Annotated in this window: 18 protein-coding genes; 5 read left to right on the top strand and 13 right to left on the bottom strand. The window is 57.8% G+C overall.

All coding sequences use genetic code 11. The features are described 5' to 3' along the window. Positions 1 to 61: 61 nt before the first annotated feature. From LAC65_RS11690 to dapA, 5 genes are all read right to left on the bottom strand, one after another. A complete protein-coding gene (locus LAC65_RS11690; RefSeq protein ID WP_039379521.1) occupies positions 62 to 2,032 on the bottom strand; it encodes a tRNA(Met) cytidine acetyltransferase TmcA in 1,971 nt (656 codons plus the stop codon). Beyond that, positions 2,032 to 2,892, bottom strand: a complete 861-nt coding sequence (ypfJ, locus tag LAC65_RS11695) for a KPN_02809 family neutral zinc metallopeptidase (RefSeq protein WP_039379523.1) — start codon at positions 2,890 to 2,892, stop codon at positions 2,032 to 2,034. The genes LAC65_RS11690 and ypfJ overlap by 1 nt, the downstream gene beginning before the upstream one ends. Positions 2,893 to 3,038: 146 nt before the next feature. Then, on the bottom strand, positions 3,039 to 3,752 hold the full coding sequence (purC, locus tag LAC65_RS11700; RefSeq protein ID WP_039385608.1) for a phosphoribosylaminoimidazolesuccinocarboxamide synthase: 714 nt from the start codon (positions 3,750 to 3,752) through the stop codon (positions 3,039 to 3,041). A 143-nt stretch (positions 3,753 to 3,895) separates the two neighbouring features. Beyond that, complete coding sequence (gene bamC, locus LAC65_RS11705; RefSeq protein ID WP_071667912.1) at positions 3,896 to 4,927, bottom strand: outer membrane protein assembly factor BamC; 1,032 nt, start codon at positions 4,925 to 4,927, stop codon at positions 3,896 to 3,898. Positions 4,928 to 4,941: 14 nt separating this feature from the next. Beyond that, positions 4,942 to 5,820 (bottom strand): 4-hydroxy-tetrahydrodipicolinate synthase, encoded by an 879-nt coding sequence (dapA, locus tag LAC65_RS11710; RefSeq protein WP_039379526.1) that lies wholly within the window; start codon positions 5,818 to 5,820, stop codon positions 4,942 to 4,944. Positions 5,821 to 5,963: 143 nt separating this feature from the next. Here dapA and LAC65_RS11715 point away from each other — a divergent pair, with 143 nt between their 5' ends. Then, on the top strand, positions 5,964 to 6,530 hold the full coding sequence (locus LAC65_RS11715) for a glycine cleavage system transcriptional repressor (RefSeq protein WP_039379528.1): 567 nt from the start codon (positions 5,964 to 5,966) through the stop codon (positions 6,528 to 6,530). Between the two features lie 141 nt (positions 6,531 to 6,671). Then, positions 6,672 to 7,139: a thioredoxin-dependent thiol peroxidase gene (bcp, locus tag LAC65_RS11720; protein WP_039379530.1), complete on the top strand. Its 468-nt coding sequence runs from the start codon at positions 6,672 to 6,674 to the stop codon at positions 7,137 to 7,139. A 44-nt stretch (positions 7,140 to 7,183) separates the two neighbouring features. Here bcp and LAC65_RS11725 read toward each other — a convergent pair whose 3' ends face one another. The 4 genes from LAC65_RS11725 to LAC65_RS11740 all read right to left on the bottom strand — a co-directional run bounded on the left by LAC65_RS11725 (position 7,184) and on the right by LAC65_RS11740 (position 11,368). Further along, positions 7,184 to 8,254, bottom strand: coding sequence for an AI-2E family transporter (locus LAC65_RS11725; protein WP_039379532.1), 1,071 nt, complete (start codon positions 8,252 to 8,254; stop codon positions 7,184 to 7,186). A 60-nt stretch (positions 8,255 to 8,314) separates the two neighbouring features. After that, a complete protein-coding gene (locus LAC65_RS11730; protein ID WP_039379534.1) occupies positions 8,315 to 9,907 on the bottom strand; it encodes a sensor domain-containing diguanylate cyclase in 1,593 nt (530 codons plus the stop codon). Positions 9,908 to 10,129: 222 nt separating this feature from the next. Then, positions 10,130 to 10,738, bottom strand: a complete 609-nt coding sequence (locus tag LAC65_RS11735) for a DsrE family protein (protein ID WP_039379537.1) — start codon at positions 10,736 to 10,738, stop codon at positions 10,130 to 10,132. A 24-nt stretch (positions 10,739 to 10,762) separates the two neighbouring features. Continuing rightward, entirely contained in the window at positions 10,763 to 11,368 is a 606-nt protein-coding gene (locus tag LAC65_RS11740) for a DsrE family protein (protein WP_039379540.1), read from the bottom strand. 642 nt (positions 11,369 to 12,010) lie between these two features. On the opposite strand from LAC65_RS11740, the gene bepA reads away from it, so the two are divergent. Then, positions 12,011 to 13,474, top strand: a complete 1,464-nt coding sequence (bepA, locus tag LAC65_RS11745; protein ID WP_039379543.1) for a beta-barrel assembly-enhancing protease — start codon at positions 12,011 to 12,013, stop codon at positions 13,472 to 13,474. A 2-nt stretch (positions 13,475 to 13,476) separates the two neighbouring features. Here bepA and hda read toward each other — a convergent pair whose 3' ends face one another. From hda to upp, 3 genes are all read right to left on the bottom strand, one after another. Next, the gene (hda, locus tag LAC65_RS11750) at positions 13,477 to 14,178 is read right to left on the bottom strand and encodes a DnaA inactivator Hda (protein WP_211049497.1); all 702 of its coding nucleotides are present in this window, start codon (positions 14,176 to 14,178) and stop codon (positions 13,477 to 13,479) included. A 93-nt stretch (positions 14,179 to 14,271) separates the two neighbouring features. Next, a complete protein-coding gene (gene uraA / locus LAC65_RS11755; protein WP_039379548.1) occupies positions 14,272 to 15,555 on the bottom strand; it encodes a uracil permease in 1,284 nt (427 codons plus the stop codon). A 248-nt stretch (positions 15,556 to 15,803) separates the two neighbouring features. Beyond that, positions 15,804 to 16,430, bottom strand: a complete 627-nt coding sequence (upp, locus tag LAC65_RS11760) for a uracil phosphoribosyltransferase (RefSeq protein ID WP_039379551.1) — start codon at positions 16,428 to 16,430, stop codon at positions 15,804 to 15,806. A gap of 240 nt (positions 16,431 to 16,670) precedes the next feature. Here upp and purM point away from each other — a divergent pair, with 240 nt between their 5' ends. Together purM and purN are read left to right on the top strand one after the other, a co-directional pair. Continuing rightward, on the top strand, positions 16,671 to 17,711 hold the full coding sequence (gene purM, locus LAC65_RS11765) for a phosphoribosylformylglycinamidine cyclo-ligase (protein WP_039379553.1): 1,041 nt from the start codon (positions 16,671 to 16,673) through the stop codon (positions 17,709 to 17,711). After that, the gene (purN, locus tag LAC65_RS11770) at positions 17,708 to 18,343 is read left to right on the top strand and encodes a phosphoribosylglycinamide formyltransferase (RefSeq protein ID WP_039379556.1); all 636 of its coding nucleotides are present in this window, start codon (positions 17,708 to 17,710) and stop codon (positions 18,341 to 18,343) included. Before purM ends, purN begins: the two co-directional genes overlap by 4 nt. A 100-nt stretch (positions 18,344 to 18,443) precedes the next feature. Here purN and pstB read toward each other — a convergent pair whose 3' ends face one another. Further along, positions 18,444 to 19,211 (bottom strand): phosphate ABC transporter ATP-binding protein PstB, encoded by a 768-nt coding sequence (gene pstB, locus LAC65_RS11775; protein WP_039379558.1) that lies wholly within the window; start codon positions 19,209 to 19,211, stop codon positions 18,444 to 18,446. Between the last annotated feature and the right edge of the window lie 9 nt (positions 19,212 to 19,220).

The raw sequence follows: 19,220 nt of genomic DNA on the forward strand, positions 1-19,220 counted from the left end.
TATTCACTATACGCCGCAGCCAGCAGAGTGATACCGGGAAAATTTGAACAAGAGCGCTGATTTATTGCAACAACGTCAGCCGCTGTTGCCAGGCCTGCGCTGCCTGCGGATCGAGCCGTTCAAGCGCCTCAGCCGTCTCCTGACGCAGCCGCTGTACCACCGCCCTGCGGCCGCTGAGACCGGCGCTGCTGCCCGCCTCGCTCAGCGTCTGTTTCTGAAGCAGTATGGCCTGCATTAACGGCTGTGGCTGTATGCGTACCAGCCGCTGCAGCACCGCATAGCTCGCCTCGAACGGGCGCTGTGCCCAGGCAAAACCTGCCAGCAGCACCACATCCTCTTCATTAATATCCTGCGACAGCCCCGCTTCCTCTGGCAGTGGCAAATCGATGAGATCGTTCAGCCAGACGGCATCGCGCGCCAGACGCTGCGCCGCCTGCGTCTGCAGCAGTTTCCCGGCCGGCGTCAGTGCGCAGATGGCCATTGCGGCGTAGCAGCCGCTGCTCGCTTCACGCTGCGATCCGACCCGCACCAGCGTAAAGCCGCAGGCGTGCCAGAAGCGCCACAGCGCAGCCGTGTAACCAAAGCTCACCGAGAGAAAATCACAGCCGGCGGCCTGGTGACGCGCCTGTGAAACCAGCGCCCGGCCAATGCCCTGCTGACGGCGGGCGGCCGTCACCGCAATGCGGCTGATACGCAGAGAGCGCAGCGTAGCCGCCGCGCTGAAACCGGCGTGTGCCGCCAGTGACTGCGCGACCAGATTACCGCGCGGGCGACGCGTGCCGGCCCAGACAGCCTGCGCCAGTTCTGCATCCAGTCCGCCCTCTTCAACCAGCCACAGGGCACCGGCCACGCTCTCTGCTGCGCCAGCCAGCCAGAGCTGCATCCCCGGCGCGTCCAGCAGGCGGCGCAGGTCGAGCGGCGAAGTGCGATAGTGCGCGCTTGCCAGCAGACGATAGCCCGCCTCCAGCGCGGCGGGGTGCGCATCCGGCATCGCTCGGTATAACGTGATTTCTGATGCCGGCGCGGCGCGGTCCGCTTCTTCAAACAGCAGCGCGCGGTTGAGCCACTGCTCCAGTGGATCCTGTGCGCACCAGCGCAGGGGCTCATCCAGCGTGAAATAGTGAACGCCAGGCAGGGTGGCGCAGAAGCGCAGCAAAAAACCGCGTCCGGTGCCCTCGTACCCCTGCACGGTTGTGGTCAGCAGCACACGCGGAAAGCGTGCAACCAGCTGCTGCAGCAGCGGCGCCGGGATCGCGGCTGCCTCATCAACGATCAGCCATGCAGGCAGCGGATCGATCGGCTGCTGCAGGATCGCATCAGGGGCCATAAAGGAAAACTGCTCGCCGGCAAACTGCGCCAGCACCTCTGTTGACACCTTCGCCGGAGCGGTGACCAGCGCGTGCGTTGTATTACGTGCCAGCATGCCGGCCAGCGCCGACTTGCCGCGCCCGCGCGGTGCGGTAACCACCGCCACCCCGGAAGCGATCGCCTGCAGCTGAGCAAGAATAGCCGCCTGCTGCTGTGGCGCCTGGCATTGCCAGCGCGGCCAGACACCTGCGGCCGGCTGACGTACCGGCAGATGCTGGCGCTGCAGCAGCACCTCGTCATCTTTCAGCATCAGCTGCTGCAGGCGATGTATAAAACGGGGCGTGGCGATGGGCTCTGCGACATCGGCCCAGCGCAGGCTGTCCGCATCGGCAGCTGTCGCCCAGCTCTCCCACGGCGGCGTCAGCAGCAGCAGCCAGCTGCCGGCGCGCAGCGTACCGGCCAGCGCGGCAAAAGCCTCAGCGTGAAAGCCGTGCCGCGCATCGAACAGCGCATGGGTAAATTCACGTCCCAGCAGCGTTCGCAGCGCTGTCGGGGCAACGTGCGGCGTCAGGTCGCAGGCGCTGCTGAGCGTGATCCAGTCACCCGGCAGCGCCTGCTGCCATAGACCGGCCTGCTCGCGCGCCCACTCTGCATCACCTGCTATAACCGCTAAGCAGCGGATGCCTGCCTGCTGCATCGCCGCCGTGATAACCGCACAGGACATCAGTTAGTGGCGAAGGTGTTGCACTGGCCCGGATCGCCGCCGTCATAACCACGTTTAAACCAGGTATAGCGCTGTTCAGATGTGCCGTGCGTAAAGCTGTCCGGCACTACGCGCCCCTGGCTCTGCTGCTGCAGGCGGTCGTCACCAATCGCTTCGGCCGCGTTAAGCGCTTCCTGCAGATCGCCCACTTCCAGAATGTTCTGCTGCTGCATATAGTGGCCCCAGACGCCGGCAAAGCAGTCCGCCTGCAGCTCCATTTTCACCGACAGCTGATTCACCTGTTTCTCACTGGCGCCCTGCTGCATTTCACGTACTTTCGGCTCAATACCCAGCAACTTCTGCACATGGTGACCTACCTCATGCGCAATGACGTAGCCCTGCGCAAAGTCGCCGCCTGCGCCCAGTTTGGTTTTCATCTCATCATAGAAAGAGAGGTCGATATAGACGCTCTGGTCAGCCGGACAGTAAAACGGCCCCATCGCCGCCTGGCCGGTTCCGCAGTGGGTGCGCGTCACGCCGCGATACATCACCAGTTTTGGTGGCACATACTGTTTGTTCATCTGCTTAAACAGCTTGTCCCAGGTATCTTCGGTTGTCGCGAGGATCACCGAGGTAAATTTCGCCGCCTCGTTATCCTGCGCGGAGTCCACCTGGCGCTGCTGCACCGGTGCGCTGCCACCGCCGCCCAGCAGTCCGGTAAGGTCATAGCCGTAATATCCGGCCACCGCCACAACGACCAGCAGGATAATGCCGCCTTTCCCGCGCGGCAGCCGGATCTGTCGCCCGCCACCGCCAAAACCTGATGATTCGCCGCGACGATCTTCCACATTGTCGCTTTCACGACGCCCTTGCCAGCGCATGGCCTGCTCCTGTTTATTTATCTTCAGATAGGCATGATTTTAGATGGCGCCAGGCATAATCACCAGCGTTGCAGGCAGGCAGATGACGGATATAAAAAAGGGCCGTCTGCAGAGACGACCCGATAGCACCTGCCGCGTAATGCGGTTTAGTCGAGTTTGACCCCGAGGCGGTGTGCTACAGCTTCATACGCTTCCACGACGCCGCCGAGGCTCTGACGGAAACGGTCTTTATCCATTTTGTCCATGGTCTCTTTGTCCCACAAACGCGCGCCATCGGGTGAGAACTCGTCGCCCAGCGTGACTTCGCCGTTAAACAGACCAAACTCCAGCTTGAAATCGACCAGGATAAGACCGGCATCATCAAACAGTTTGCTCAGCACCTCGTTGGCTTTATACGTCAGCTCCTGCATACGCGCCAGGTTCGCTTTACTGACCCAGCCAAAGGTTTCGCAGTAAGACTCGTTGACCATGGGATCATGTTTGGCGTCATCTTTCAGGAAGAGATCAAACAGCGGCGGACTGAGCAGCATGCCCTCTTCCACCCCAAGGCGTTTGACCAGCGATCCGGCCGCGCGGTTGCGGATCACGCACTCTACCGGCACCATCTCCAGCTTTTTCACCAGCGCTTCGTTATCAGACAGCAGCGCTTCCATCTGAGTAGGAATGCCCGCTTCCTGCAGTCTGGTCATAATAAAGTGGTTAAACTTGTTGTTTACCATGCCTTTACGATCAAACTGTTCGATTCGTGCCCCGTCTCCTGCTGATGTATCGTTGCGGAACTCAAGTACCAGCAAATCCGGATTGTCGGTACTGTATACGGTTTTCGCTTTACCGCGATACAACTCAGCTCGCTTTTGCATCTTGTTAACTCCAGACATGAAATAACCCGTGTTCAGCGGTGTTCCACCGCGCGACGACTGCGTGACGCAATCGTTTACCTCGCCGGGCGCCATTATGCCAAAATCAAAACAAAAAGGCCGGAGAATCTCCGGCCTTTACACAATTATTTATTCAGTGCGCCCTGCATGACGGCCACCAGCGCATCGTTCTGCGCCTGGGTCAGCACGTGACCCTTAGGATCGATAAACTGCAGACTACTGCGGTTATCAAGGTCGCCTACCTGCAGCTTATAGTCACCGTTCGGCAGCTCCGGATCTTTGGCGCCAATCGCGTCAAACGCGCTGCTGCCCGGCTGCTTATAGGTCACTTTCAGACTGCCCTGCGAACGGTTGTCATCCGTCACTTCCATGCCAGCACGCTGCAGCGCCGCCGGCAGTCGCTGCCAGGTGACGTTAAACGGCGAGCGCAGGATCAGCAGCGGCAGGCCGGTTTCATCTGCACCGCTCTGGACGTCGATCTGTCCGGTCGCACGTCCGGCGGCAGCATCCTGACTGGCAGTATCGATCTTATCCAGACCGGTACTGAGATCGTTGAGCATCTGGCCGGTATAGCGCTGAACCTGTGCCGGTGACGTCACCGTCTCACCCTGCTGCTGCAGCTCAAGCAGACGCACCGTCAGGACCTGCTGATACCCCTGATTCTGCACGCTGATCTGATAGCGGCCGCGATACTGATTATCTTCATCTGCGCGGTTCCACTGCACCCAGTCGGTGGTGAGCTGCTGCCCGGCATCGTTACGCTGGGCAATCGGGAACTTGTAGGATTGCACCACGTTGACCACCTGTGACCAGATAGAACCGCGACTGCTTTCCAGCGCCAGTACGCCGGTATTACCGGTGAACTGCGCGCGCGTACCGTTCATCAGCGCCAGCGGCTGCGCCGGCGGACGAATATCGAGTGCTTTACCCAGCGCGCCATTAGCTACGCGATGCGGAACCTCATAGTCGCCGTTCTGTATCGGCAGTATTGCCCCTGCCGGCGCGTTCAGATCGCGCAGTTCAGGCGTCTGAAGATAGGACTCATCGCCGCTTACCTGGCGCTTGTAACGCTGATCGCTGGAACAGGCTGTCAGCAGCATCAGAGTGGAGAGACCTGCTACCGTTACCAGCGTCGAGCGCTTAACTGAAAAACTCATTGATTCTCCCTAAATTAACGCAGACCCGCTTTGATAAGTGCCTGCGCCGTTTTTTCCTGGCCCGCGCTGGTCAGCGGCGTCATTGGCAGGCGCAGCGTGTCATCCGCGATCAATCCCAGCTGTTTTGCGGCCCATTTTACCGGAATAGGATTGGGCTCACAGAAAAGCGTCTGGTGCAGATGCATCAGACGCTGATTCAGGTGACGCGCTTCGGCAAATTTGCCTTCCTGCGCCAGCGCACAGAGTTCAGCCATTTCACGCGCCGCAATGTTAGCGGTGACAGAAATGACGCCTTTGCCGCCCAGCTGCATAGAATCCAGCGCAGTGGCATCATCGCCGCTGACAATAATGAACTCGTCACCAACCAGCTGTTGGATCTGTGAAACCCGCGATAAGTTCCCGGTCGCTTCTTTAATACCGGTAATATTTTTAATTTCAGCCAGGCGCGCCACGGTCTCCGGCAGCATATCGCAGCCGGTACGCGACGGAACGTTATAGAGCATCTGCGGCAGATCGGTGCTTTCCGCAATCGCTTTGAAGTGCTGGTAAAGCCCTTCCTGAGTCGGACGATTGTAATAAGGCGTCACGGTCAGGCAGCCGACCACGCCGGTGCCGGTAAAGCGTTTTGTCAGAGAGATCCCTTCGGCAGTGGCGTTAGCGCCCGTTCCGGCGATAACCGGAATACGGCCATCGGCCAGCTCCAGGGTTTGCATCACCACGTCACCATGCTCTTCATGGCTGAGCGTTGCAGATTCGCCGGTGGTGCCAACAGAAACGATCGCTGCGGTTCCGCTGGCGACATGATAATCAATCAGTTTTTTCAGACTCGGGCGGCAAACCTGGCCCTGGTCATTCATAGGCGTAATGAGTGCAACAATACTTCCGGTGAACATGGGCTATCCCCTCGACAAACAAGTGCCTCATGTTACGTTTTACCTTCAAAGAAAAGCAAGCGAGCCAGCCCATTCCCGCGCTTGTCAGCAGTTTTTTTTATGTTTACCTTATAGTTATTAGCGAACGTACAGGAAAACTCATTTTGTCGCAGCCACAGCCGCATCATCTGGTCATCACTGCTCTTGGCGTCGATCGTCCGGGTATCGTTAACGCCATTACCCGCCACGTCAGCAGTTGCGGCTGCAATATAGAAGATAGCCGTCTGGCGATGCTCGGCGATGAGTTCACCTTTATTATGCTGCTTTCCGGCAGCTGGAACGCCATTACGCTGATTGAATCCACGCTGCCCATGAAAGGCGCTGAGCTGGAGCTGCTGATCGTAATGAAGCGCACGAACGCGCGCGCGACGCCACCGATGCCGGTGACGGTCCGGATTCAGGTAGAAGTGCCGGATTCGCCACGCATCATTGAGCGCTTTACCGATCTGCTCGATAAACATCAGCTGAATATCGCTGAGCTGGTGTCGCGTATTAACCCGGCTCAGGACAATGAACAGCCGGTACTCTATATTCAGATGACAGCACACAGTCCGGCAAACCGGGTAAGCGCACCGATAGAGCAGGCGTTTAATCAGCTGTGTGAAGAACTGCATGCACAAGGCTCAATTCGCCTCTATAGTGTCACCGACGACAGCAGCAATGTCCTGTAATCAGGCTCCGGGTTATTTCGCCACACACTCTGTTGCAGCAGCATAACGTGTTGTGAAATAACCCTGAGGTAAACGTCCGGCCAGCCAGCAGGCACTGCCGGGTGTCATACCCGCAGCATGAACAAAAAACGGAGAGTTGTGATGAATCCACTGAAAGCCGGTGATACCGCACCGAAATTTAGCTTGCCCGATCAGGATGGCGAACAAGTAAATTTGGCCGACTTCCAGGGACAGCGTGTTCTGGTCTATTTCTACCCGAAAGCGATGACGCCAGGCTGTACTACTCAGGCCTGCGGCCTGCGTGACAACATGGACGAGCTGAAAAAAGCGGGCGTAGAGGTACTGGGTATCAGCACCGACAAGCCGGAAAAACTGTCCCGTTTTGTTGAGAAAGAGCTGCTGAATTTCACGCTGCTTTCTGATGAAGATCACCGGGTGTGCGAGCAGTTTGGCGTCTGGGGTGAGAAGTCATTTATGGGCAAAAGCTACGACGGCATCCACCGCATCAGTTTCCTGATTGGTCAGGATGGTAAAGTGGAAAAGGTGTTCGACAGCTTTAAAACCGCAGACCATCACGATATCGTGCTTGATTACGTGAAGTCTGCCTGATCAAAAGCGGTGCGCCTTTGCTACGCACCGCTTCCCGCTATTTCTTACTCTGCGATCTGCCGTTCCGGCGTGGTTTCCGGCCAGGCGCGTACAACCGCTTTTACCAGCGTGGCCAGCGGAATAGCAAAAAATACGCCCCAAAAGCCCCACAGTCCGCCAAAAATGACCACGGAGAGAATAATCACCAGCGGATGCAGATTTACCGCTTCTGAAAACAGCACCGGCACCAGTACGTTGCCATCCAGCGCCTGGATCACCAGATACACCACCATCAGCGTCCAGAAATCGCTGCTAAGCCCCCACTGAAACAGCCCGACGCCAATGACTGGCAGCGTAACGGCCAGCGCGCCCACGTAAGGGATCAGCACCGAAACGCCCACCAGCACCGCCAGCAGCAGCGCGTAATTGAGCCCCAGCACTAAAAAGGCGATCCAGCTGACGACGCCTGTCACCACCATCTCCAGCACTTTGCCGCGAATATAGTTGGTGATTTGCTGATTCATCTCTTTCCATACCGTGCCCGCCAGCCCGCGATTACGCGGCAGCACGCGCCGCACCGCATTCAGCATCTGCTCTTTATCTTTCAGCAGGAAAAACACCATCAGCGGGACCAGCACCAGATAGATCATCAGCGTCATCAGACCGACCAGCGAGGCCAGCGAATAGCGCACCAGGGATTCACCCAGGCCGGTCAGGCGGCTGCGCAGATTTTCTACGATGATATCGATAATGCCTGCATCCACCAGCGCCGGAAAACGCTGTGGCAGCGCAGCCGCTGAGATATAGAGTTTATTGAGCATGTTGGGCAGGTCGCGCGTCAGGTTAATGCCCTGCTGCCAGGCAACCGGCGCCACTATCAGTACCATAACCAGCAGAATGCCGGCGAAGAGTATTAACACGATGCTGGTTGCCCAGCTGCGGCTGCAGCCGATACGCTGCAGCCGCACTACGGGCCACTCCAGCAGATAAGCCAGCACCAGCGCCACCAGCAGCGGCGCCAGCAGCCCGCTAAAGAAAAACAGAATGCAGAACGCCGCCAGCAGGATCGCCAGCAGGCCAATCGCCTGCGGATCGCTGAAGCGACGCTTGTACCAATGAAACAACAGAGACAACATCAACCTTATCCTTTTACTGCCCCGGCACGGCACGCTGCCGCCCGCTTATCGATCCGCATATCAGCGTATAATGCTGCTGACCAGTGCGTTATGGCCGGCAATCATCACACAGTTTCGTCCGGCGTGCTTGGCCTGATAGAGCGCCGCATCCGCCTGCCGGAGACTCTCCTCCTGCGTGCCCTGCTGCGGCTGCCAGCAGGCGATGCCCACCGAGAGCGTGATATGGCCGGGCGGATCGATCCAGCTCTCCGCAATGCTGACGCGCACCCGCTCGGCGATAACCCGCGCCTCTTCGACCGTGGTAGCCGGCAGCAGCATCAGAAACTCTTCGCCGCCGTTACGGCAGACTACATCCGTCTGACGGGCGTTGCTGCGCAGCGTCTGCGCGACCTGCTTAATGACGTTATCACCCGCGCCGTGGCCAAAATTATCATTTACCCGTTTAAAGTGGTCGATATCCAGCGCCAGCACGGCAAATGGCTGCTGCATCGCCTCAAAATAGTCGAGCACGGCGTGCAATCCTCGCCGGTTGAGCAGCTGCGTCAGAGGATCGCTTTGTACTTCTGAGTTAAGCCGGCCGATTTTATCCTGTACCAGTCCGATACCGGTCAGCAGCGCCCGCTTTACCTGCGCCGCCTCAAAGTACCACGCACGGATGCCGCCGATTTCTGCCGACACCCCCTGCGTATCCATCTGGCTGGCTTTCCGCGACAGCTGCCAGAGCGGCAGCGCGATCAGCCGCGCCAGCACGATCGCTACCAGCAGCGTCAGCAGCGCAAACGGCACTGAGTTTTTCAGCACGTTCAGCAGCAGACCGGCAAGCGGTGCCAGCGTGAGCGCCGCAGGCTTAAGTGCCACGACCATCCAGCCGGTACCGGGCACCACAGCGTAGCCAATCAGCTTATTGCTGCTGTTCTCTGTGATCTGCGCGGTGCCGCTGCTGCGCTCCGCCCGCTCGCGTTCGCTGATAATCGCCGGCACGCTTTTACCCACCAGCTGGCTGTTCTGGTGATACAGCACCTGATTGTTGCGGTCCAGAACAAAGACCTGCGTCCCGTCGCGATAATATTGCTCGCCCAGCAGCGCATTCAGGATGCTTTTTTTCTTCAGATAGAGCGTGCCGCCCACGTAACCCAGATAGCGTCCTTCGCTATTCCAGATCGGCCATGAAACAAACACGATCAGGTTGTTTGCGGCCGAAATCACTGCCCGGCTGACCAGCGGCTGCCGCTGCGACAGCGCTTCCCGTGACGCCTGACTGGTGAGCTGCATGCCTTTCAGCGTCAGGGATTCCGGTGAGATCGCTTTAACGATGCCGTTACTGTCCACCACCGCGACGGAGTTAAAACTGCTGGTCTGCTCACGCAGGCGATTCACTTCCTGCTGCGCAAGTGCTTCATCATCAAACGCCTGGCCCAGCAAATTAGCGCTGAAGTGCAGCTGCGACTGTGCCTGCTGAAAGAAAAGTTCCGTGGTGGTCGCCAGCTTGGTCGCATAGGCGCGGTTGGCCTCCAGCGTGGTTTCAATCAGCACCATACGCTGCACGCGCCAGGTCGCATAAAGCGTGTTCGCCAGCGTGATGACAATACTGATTATTGCCAGCAGCGCGATCAGCGTTCGCAGGTCAGTTTTGGGCCGGATTCGCGTCAGCATAACGCCGCCGCGCGGATAGGTTGCTTCATAGATTTACGTGCCTGACGCTGTGGTGATTGAGGGGGTCACTTGTTGTTATGAAAGAGAGACAAGTGTACACCGCTCAGGTCGTTTCAGCACGGATCATCCTGCTGCTCTGGCAACAGAACTCTGTTTTACGCTGGATCGGTTTGCGGAGGGAGGCAGAGAAGTGACAGCGGCCTGCACCGCTGTCAGCGCATGTTACAGCATCAAAAAGGCGTATCCTTCATTCTGCAGCGTGGCGACCGTCGTGCCGCTGGAGAGCGTATGGGTCACGCGGGTATCGATCCAGTCACGCTGCAGCTGGTGAAACGCCACGGACTGGTCGCAGATAGTGACTTTAACGCCCGCTTTTTTCAGCTCATCGATCAGTTTCAGGTTCGGGTTATCAAAACCGTACGCCTTATGAAACTGCTCGTTGTTCAGCGCAGCCGGTACGGCATCGCTGTTGATAGAGACCACAAAGTTTAACTGATTAAGCGGCACGCCCGCAGCATAATAGAGGTTGGTCACGCGCGCCACGCGCTCAAGGCCCAGGTTAGCCTGGTGGATATCGCCTTCGCTGCGGTTGATCTGAAACACAATTTTATTGCTCAGCCCCGGCGTCATTGCCGGGTTGTAGTCAGGCGTGTTCACGAAGTGAATTTTGCCATAGCCGGCGATTGCCGGCGTGCTCCAGAAGTCAGCAGGCTCCGCTTTTTTATCGGCGAATTTACCGCTGACCTTATCCACCAGCTCAGGAAGCTGTAACACATTGCCGCCGACAAAGCCTGCCAGCGCGGCGATAACAATATAAGACGCTACACGCATTCTGTTTCTCCTTAACCGAAACGATTACATCTGCAAAAGGGCATAGCCCTGATTTTCCAGCGTGGAGACCGTAGTCGGGCTGGAGAGCGCATGGATCACTGAACGATCGATCCAGGCACTGGGATAGTGGTGAAAGGCAACAGACTGATCGCATACGGACACTTTTACGCCCAGCTTATTCAGCGCATTGATCAGCGGCAGATTAGGGTTATCGACACCATAAAACTGTCTGAAGTGGCTGTCATCCAGCGTGGCAGGCGTCGCATCGCCGGTCATGGAGACAACAAATTCCAGCTGATCAACAGGAACGCCGGAGGCAACGTAGAGGTTAACCACGCGCGCAACCCGCTCCAGCCCGAGGTTAGGACGTTTGATGTCACCCTCATTTTTGGTGAGCTGGAAAACCACCTTATTGCTCAGGCCGGCCACCGGCTTAAATGCGGCATCCGCTTCGTAATGAATTTTGCCATAGCCTTCAATGGCGGGCGTGCTCCAGAATCCTTCGGGATCGGCAGGCTCAGCGGTAAAATGTTTCGCTACACGCTGGTAAAGGTCGTCTCCTTTAATTATTCCTGCTCCGACCACGCCTCCCAGAACAGCAATCAGGGCATAGCTTACTGCTGAACGCATACATACTCTCCGGCATACACGGCACGTGTATTAACAGTCCATAGGGAAAAAAGTGCCTTATCTATACCACAGCGTATGCGGAACGGCGTGGCTGAGCGGCGCGGTGTAACCACGCTTTAGTTGCGCGCAGCATAATTAGCGGTGCTGATTAAACAGGGAATTCGATGGTCAGCGCGCCAGCGCTGCAGAATAAGATGGCCGGGAAATCGGTTTACTTATGCTTACTGGCCGGGTTGACGAACGGCTCAATCCTGACCATCGATTTCTGTTAAGGTCCGTTTTTATTCAACGCTGATGATAAAAAAAGCTGATGGAACAGAGTGATAGTTAAGGCCGGGCCAGCTCTGTTTTTCAGAGAATACCTGGAAAAATCCATGCCAGATTCAATATTTTTGAGCAACTTTACGTAACTTTGAATTTATCGCAGCATAACCTTATGCCTGTCGCTGCATTACTGTTCAGTTTTTTGCGGCAAATCAGCGACTCATCGCTCTCCACGCTCTGTTTTGCGCTTCTGCGACCGCTCTCTTTGCAACCCGGCGCCCTGCGGTTAAGATAACGACAGAGCAGAAAACCCGATTCACATCGAACATTTACCCTCTCTTCTGTCCGGCGACAGATGAGCATCATCAGGATCGAGGCATGTTAAACCGACTGCGTATCTCCGTACTGGCTACCCTCATTCCTGCGCTGCTGCTGACGCCCGCCTTCAGCGCACGCGCCGACCTCAGTGATAATCTGCCCGACATCGGCACGACGGCGGGTTCCACGCTATCGATTAATCAGGAACTGCAGATGGGCGATTTTTACGTGCGCCAGCTGCGGGCCAGCGCGCCACTGATTCAGGATCCGCTGCTGAACCAGTACATTAATGAGCTGGGGCAGCGTCTGGTCGCGCACGCCGGTTCAGTGCGCACGCCGTTTCACTTTTTCCTGATCCAGAATGACGAGCTCAACGCCTTTGCCTTTTTTGGCGGCAACGTGGTGCTGCACGCTTCACTGTTCCGCTATACCGATAATGAGAGCCAGCTCGCCTCGGTGATGGCGCATGAGATTTCACACGTGACGCAGCGCCATCTGGCGCGCGCCATGGAGGAGCAGAAACGCAGCGCGCCGCTGACCTGGGTTGGCGCGCTGGGTTCTATTCTGCTGGCGATGGCAAATCCGCAGGCGGGAATGGCGGCGCTGACCGGTACGCTGGCGGGCACCCGGCAGGGCATTATCAGCTTTACGCAGGGTAATGAGCAGGAGGCGGATCGCATCGGTATTCAGGTGCTGCAGCGTGCCGGTTTTGATCCGCAGGCGATGCCCGCTTTCCTGGAAAAGCTTGCCGACCAGACGCGCTTCTCCTCCCGCCCGCCGGAAATTTTGCTGACGCACCCGCTGCCTGACAGCCGTCTCTCTGACGCGCGCAACCGCGCAAACCAGATGCGTCCGGTGGTGGTACAGTCGTCGCAGGATTTCTATATGGCGAAGGTGCGTGTGCTTGGCATGTATCCTACCGGCCGCAATCAGCTCACCGACGATCTGCTGAATGAGTATGCGAAAGGCAATCTGCGTGAACAGCAGGCCGCGCAGTATGGCAAAGCGGTGCAGTTTCTGCAGGCCAAAGATTTTGCGAATGCTAAACGTACGCTGGCGCCGCTGCTGGCGAAACAGCCGGACAACGTCTGGTTTCTTGATTTGATGACCGATATCGATTTGGGGCTCAACCAGCCGCAGCAGGCGATCGCCATGCTGAGCAGCGCCCGCGGCGGCGGCACTAATCCGGTGCTGCAGCTCAACCTGGCTAACGCTTATGTGGAAGCGAAACAGCCCGCCAGCGCCAGCCGCATTCTTAACCGCTATACCTTTGCCCATCCGGACGATCTTAACGCCTGGGATCTGCTGGCGCAGGCGTCGGCGGCGCAGGGATTACGCGATGAAGAGCTGTCAGCGCGGGCGGAGAGCCTGGCGCTCAGCGGCCAGCTCGATCAGGCCATTACCGCGCTGGGCAGCGCCAGCGCACAGGTGCCGCTTGGCAGCCTGAAGCAGGCGCGTTATGACGCGCGTATCGATCAACTGCGTGAGCTGCAGCGGCGTTTCCGGCAGTATCAGAAAGGATAACGTCAGAGTCCGAGCGTCTCTTTAACAAACGGGATCGTCAGTTTGCGCTGGGCACTGATAGAGGCGCGATCGAGACGATCCAGCGTTTCAAACAGCGTGCGCATTTCACGATCGAGACGCTTCAGCAGAAAACGCCCGACATCTTCCGGCAGTTCAAAACCGCGCAGCCCGGCACGCAGCTGCAGCGCCTGTAATTTATCCTCATCTGAGAGCGGCTGCAGACGATAGATTTGTCCCCAGTCGAGACGGGAGGCCAGATCGGGCAGGCCAAGACTGAGCTGGCGCGGCGGCCGATCGCCGGTGATCAGCAGGCGGGTTTTACCGGTTTCAAGAATGCGGTTATAAAGGTCAAATATCGCCATTTCCCACTCCGCTTCCCCGGCAATACACTCAATATTGTCGATGCAGACCAGCGCCAGATTCTCCATGCCTTCCAGCACCTCCGGCACAAACCAGGTCCGCTTATCCAGCGGCACATAGCCTACCGCTTCATCGCGGGCAGACATTTCAGCGCACGCCGCGTGCAGCAGGTGACTGCGTCCACCGCCTTCGCGCGACCAGAAGTAGAGATAGCTGCCGTGTTGCTGCGCCAGTGCGCCGCGCAGTGCGGCAAGCAGCGACGGATTGTCCCCTGGCCAGAAGCTGGCAAAGGTTTCATCATCAGGTAAGTAGAGTGGCAGTGAGAGCTGTGCCGGCGTGTTCAGAAGTACCTCAGCAAGTGAGCGGGCAGAAAACGGCGCAAGTTTATCACGATCCTCTGCAGAGATGAACCAGGCGTCCCTGCCCGGCGGCTGCGCTTAGCGATCCTGATGCTCCTGCGCCTCCAGCACCACCTCTTCCGGACGTAAAATATTGATAACGCGGAAAATCAGCGCCAGCGCAACGCCGACCAGCGTGGCCAGCGCCATGCCTTTCAGCTCTGCCGCACCGATATGGACTTTGGCACCGCTCACGCCGATGATCAGGATCACCGAGGTCAGGATCAGGTTCTGCGCTTTGTTGTAGTCCACTTTTGATTCAATCAGCACGCGAATACCGGAGGCGCCGATCACGCCATACAGCAGCAGCGATACGCCGCCCATCACCGGCACCGGGATCGCCTGAATCGCTGCCGCCAGCTTGCCCACGCAGGAGAGCAGAATGGCAAAAATCGCCGCCCCGCCAATAACCCAGGTGCTGTAAACGCGGGTGATCGCCATGACGCCGATGTTTTCGCCATAGGTGGTATTGGGCGTTGATCCAAAAAAGCCGGAGAACATGGTCGAGAGGCCGTTGGCGAACATAGAGCGGTGCAGCCCCGGATCGCGGATCAGATCTTTTTTCACAATATTTGCCGTCACGACCAGATGCCCGACGTGTTCGGCAATCACCACCAGCGCGGCAGGCAGAATGGTCAGCATAGCCGCCCACTCAAAGCGCGGCGTGTAGAAGGTTGGCAGCGCAAACCAGGGCGCGTTTTCCACGCTGCGCCAGTCAACAATGCCCAGCATTGAGGAGAGCGCATAGCCCACCAGCACACCAATCAGAATCGGGATGATGGCAAGAAAACCGCGAAACAGCACGGAGCCAAACACCGTAACCGCCAGCGTCACCATGGAGATCAGTACGGTGGTGCTGTTCGGTGCCGTACCTTCCGCCGGTAGCAGGCCCGCCATATTGGCCGCCACGCCTGCCAGCTCCAGCCCGATCACGGCGACAATAGCGCCCATCGCGGCGGGTGGAAACATCACGTCCAGCCAGCCGGTGCCCGCTTTTTTCACAATCAGCGCCACAATGCAGAACAGCAGACCGCAGAGGATAAAGCCGCCCAGCGCCACTTCGTAACCCAGCGGCAGCAGCAGCAGTACCGGTGAAATAAAGGCGAAGCTGGAGCCGAGATAGGCAGGAATTTTACCTTTGCAGATAAACAGATAGAGCAGCGTACCAGCGCCGTTGAACAGCAGCACGGTCGCCGGGTTAATATGAAACAGGATCGGCACCAGCACCGTGGCACCAAACATCGCAAACAGATGCTGCAGGCTGAGTGGAATGGTTTGCAGCAGCGGCGGGCGTTCGCTCACCCCAATGGCACGTCTCGTCATCTTATCCCCTTCCCTTCCTGTATGACAGGCGGTTAATTACTGTTTTTTTGTTAAAAAAAAGCCGACTCTCTGGTCGGCTGCTCAAATACTATTTCTTAAAAATGCTAATGCATATTCTGCCTGCAGCTGCAGGCCGGGCGTTGCCGGCGGCATTGGGCTCACGGCCAGCGCGGAACGTACCGGCGCAGGCAGCGGTTTCGGGCACTGCCCGAAGGCAACGCGACCAGCAAAACAGCCCGGAGTAAACATTACTTCGTTCCGAAGATCTTATCGCCGGCATCGCCGAGACCAGGAATGATATAGCCTTTCTCATTCAGCCCCTGATCGACTGACGCGGTGTACAGCTCAACGTCCGGATGCGCTTTCTCCAGCGCGGCAATACCTTCCGGGGCCGCTACCAGTACCAGCACCTTGATGCTGCTGCAGCCCGCTTTTTTCAGCAGGTCGATGGTGGCAATCATTGAGCCACCGGTCGCCAGCATCGGATCGACGACCAGCGCCATGCGCTCTTCGATGTTAGAGACCAGCTTCTGGAAATAGGGCACCGGCTCCAGCGTCTCTTCATCGCGGTAGACACCCACCACGCTGATACGCGCGCTCGGCACGTGCTCCAGTACCCCTTCCATCATGCCAAGACCGGCACGCAGAATAGGAACGACGGTAATTTTTTTACCTTTGATTTGATCAACATCAACCGGGCCGTTCCAGCCTTCAATCGTTACGCGTTCGGTTTCAAGATCGGCGGTGGCTTCATAGGTCAGCAGGCTGCCCACTTCCGAGGCCAGCTCGCGAAAGCGTTTGGTGCTGATATCATGCTCACGCATCAGGCCCAGTTTGTGTTTAACCAGCGGGTGTCTGACTTCCACGATTTTCATGATTATTCTCCCGGAATTGAGTTGAGCTAAAAAAAAATCGCCGGATTATACCGCCTTTTTGCTTTTGCGCCACAGCGGATTGCGCAGGGGGATGGCTGCCTGTCCTGAGAATAGCGGAATCGCGAAAATCTGACATAACGAATATCGGGCGTGAGATCAGACTCGCAAACGTTTGCCTGCGCTGTTAGAATTGCCGCGCTTAATTTTTGCCACCAATCGCAATCGCGTGGGGATTCCGCAGTGACCGACAAAACCTCTCTCAGCTACAAAGACGCCGGTGTTGATATTGATGCTGGTAACGATCTGGTTGACCGTATTAAAGGCGTAGTAAAGAAAACCCGCCGCCCGGAAGTGATGGGTGGACTGGGCGGCTTTGGCGCGCTGTGTGCGCTGCCGCAGAAATATCGCGAGCCGGTGCTGGTTTCGGGAACGGATGGCGTCGGTACTAAACTGCGCCTGGCGATGGATCTTAAGCGTCACGACAGTATCGGCATCGATCTGGTTGCGATGTGTGTGAACGATCTGGTGGTACAGGGCGCCGAGCCGCTGTTCTTCCTCGACTACTACGCTACCGGCAAACTGGACGTTGATACCGCCTCTGCGGTGATCACCGGTATTGCCGAAGGCTGCCTGCAGTCAGGCTGTGCGCTGGTAGGCGGAGAGACGGCGGAAATGCCGGGCATGTATCACGGCGAAGATTATGATGTCGCTGGCTTCTGTGTCGGCGTGGTGGAGAAATCGGAGATCATCGACGGCAGTAAAGTTCAGGATGGTGACGTTCTGATTGCCCTGGGGGCAAGCGGCCCGCACTCCAACGGCTATTCGCTGGTACGCAAGATTCTGGAAGTCAGCGCCACCGATCCGGAACGCGAGCAGCTGGAAGGTAAATCGCTGGCCGATCACCTGCTGGCCCCGACCCGCATCTATGTAAAAAATATCCTGAGCCTGATTGAGCAGGTTGATGTGCACGCCATTGCCCACCTTACCGGCGGCGGCTTCTGGGAAAACATCCCACGCGTGCTGCCTGACAATACGCAGGCGGTACTGGATGAGCAGAGCTGGCAGTGGCCGGCGGTGTTCAGCTGGCTGCAGCAGGCGGGGAATGTCAGCCGCCATGAGATGTATCGCACCTTTAACTGCGGCGTCGGCATGGTGATTGCCCTCAGCCCGGATGAAGCAGACAAAGCGGTACAGCTGATGCAGGATGCCGGTGAGCAGGCGTGGAAAATCGGCGTTATTAAGGCGTCTGATTCCGCAGAGCGTGTGGTTATCAATTCATGAAAAAACTGGTTGTACTGATCTCCGGCAACGGCAGCAATCTTCAGTCCATCCTTGACGCCTGCGCCAGCGGGCGGATCAACGGCAGCGTTGCTGCCGTTTTCAGTAATAAAGAGAGCGCTTACGGCCTGACGCGTGCGCAGCAGGCGAGCGTGCCGGGCCTGGCGTTGTCGCCCGGCGACTTCCCCGATCGCGAAGCTTTTGATCGCCAGCTGATGCAGGAGATAGACGCCTTTGAGCCCGATCTGGTGGTGCTGGCAGGGTATATGCGCATCCTCAGCAGCGCCTTTGTTGCGCACTATCACGATCGCCTGCTGAATATCCACCCTTCCCTGCTGCCAAAGTATCCTGGCCTGCATACCCATCGCCAGGCGCTGGAGAACGGTGATAAAGAGCACGGCACGTCGGTGCATTTTGTCACCGATGAGCTGGATGGTGGCCCGGTCGTTCTGCAGGCGCGGGTACCGATTTTTCCCGGTGATGATGAAGCAGAAATAACGGCACGCGTGCAGCATCAGGAGCATGCCATCTATCCGCTGGCCATTAGCTGGTTTATGGATGGCCGGCTGGTGATGCGCAAAGGCAAAGCATGGCTGGATGGTCAGCCTCTGCCCGCAGAAGGGTACGCCCCGTAGGTATGTCAGGGGCGCATGAATGCGCCCATCTCCTAGCCCCCGTAGGGGGCGCATTTATGCGCCCCTGGGTTAGAACGCAATAACGCCCCGGTAACCGGCGTTAACCAAACCGGCCGGTGATGTACTCTTCGGTGCGGCGCACGCCGGGTGCGGTGAAAATCCGATCGGTGTCGCCGAACTCAATCAGCTGTCCCTGATGCATAAACGCGGTGTAATCAGACACGCGGGCCGCCTGCTGCATATTATGCGTCACCAGTACCAGCGTGAAATGCGCCTTCAGCGTGGTCATCAGCTCCTCAATCACCAGCGTAGAGATAGGGTCGAGCGCGGAGGTGGGCTCATCCAGCAGCAGCACTTCTGGCTCAATGGCAATTGCCCGGGCGATCACCAGCCGCTGCTGCTGGCCGCTGGAGAGCGTCAGCGCGTTCTGCGCCAGATGATCTTTCACCTCCCCCCAGAGCGCCGCCGCGCGCAGTGCGCGTTCGCACGCTTCATTTAAAACCCGGCGGTCGCGCACTCCCTGCAGACGCAGGCCATACACCACGTTCTCATAAATCGATTTGGGAAACGGATTAGGGCGCTGAAACACCATGCCGATGCGCCGCCGCAGGGCAGGCAGATCCTGCCCTGCCTGCATTACCGGCAGCCGATCAAGCAGGATTTCGCCTTCGGTTCGGCAGCCGCTAATCATATCGTTCATACGGTTAAAACAGCGCAGCAGCGTGGACTTTCCGCAGCCGGATGGTCCAATCAGCGCCGTAATGCGGTTTTTCGGGATCTGCAGATCGATAGCGTTCAGCGCCTGGCGCTCGCCGTACCAGAGCGATAGCTTGTTTACGCTTAGCGCAATGTTCTCAGTGGACGTCATATTTCAACC

This window comes from Pantoea eucrina (assembly GCF_020079945.1).
Lineage (GTDB): Bacteria > Pseudomonadota > Gammaproteobacteria > Enterobacterales > Enterobacteriaceae > Pantoea > Pantoea eucrina.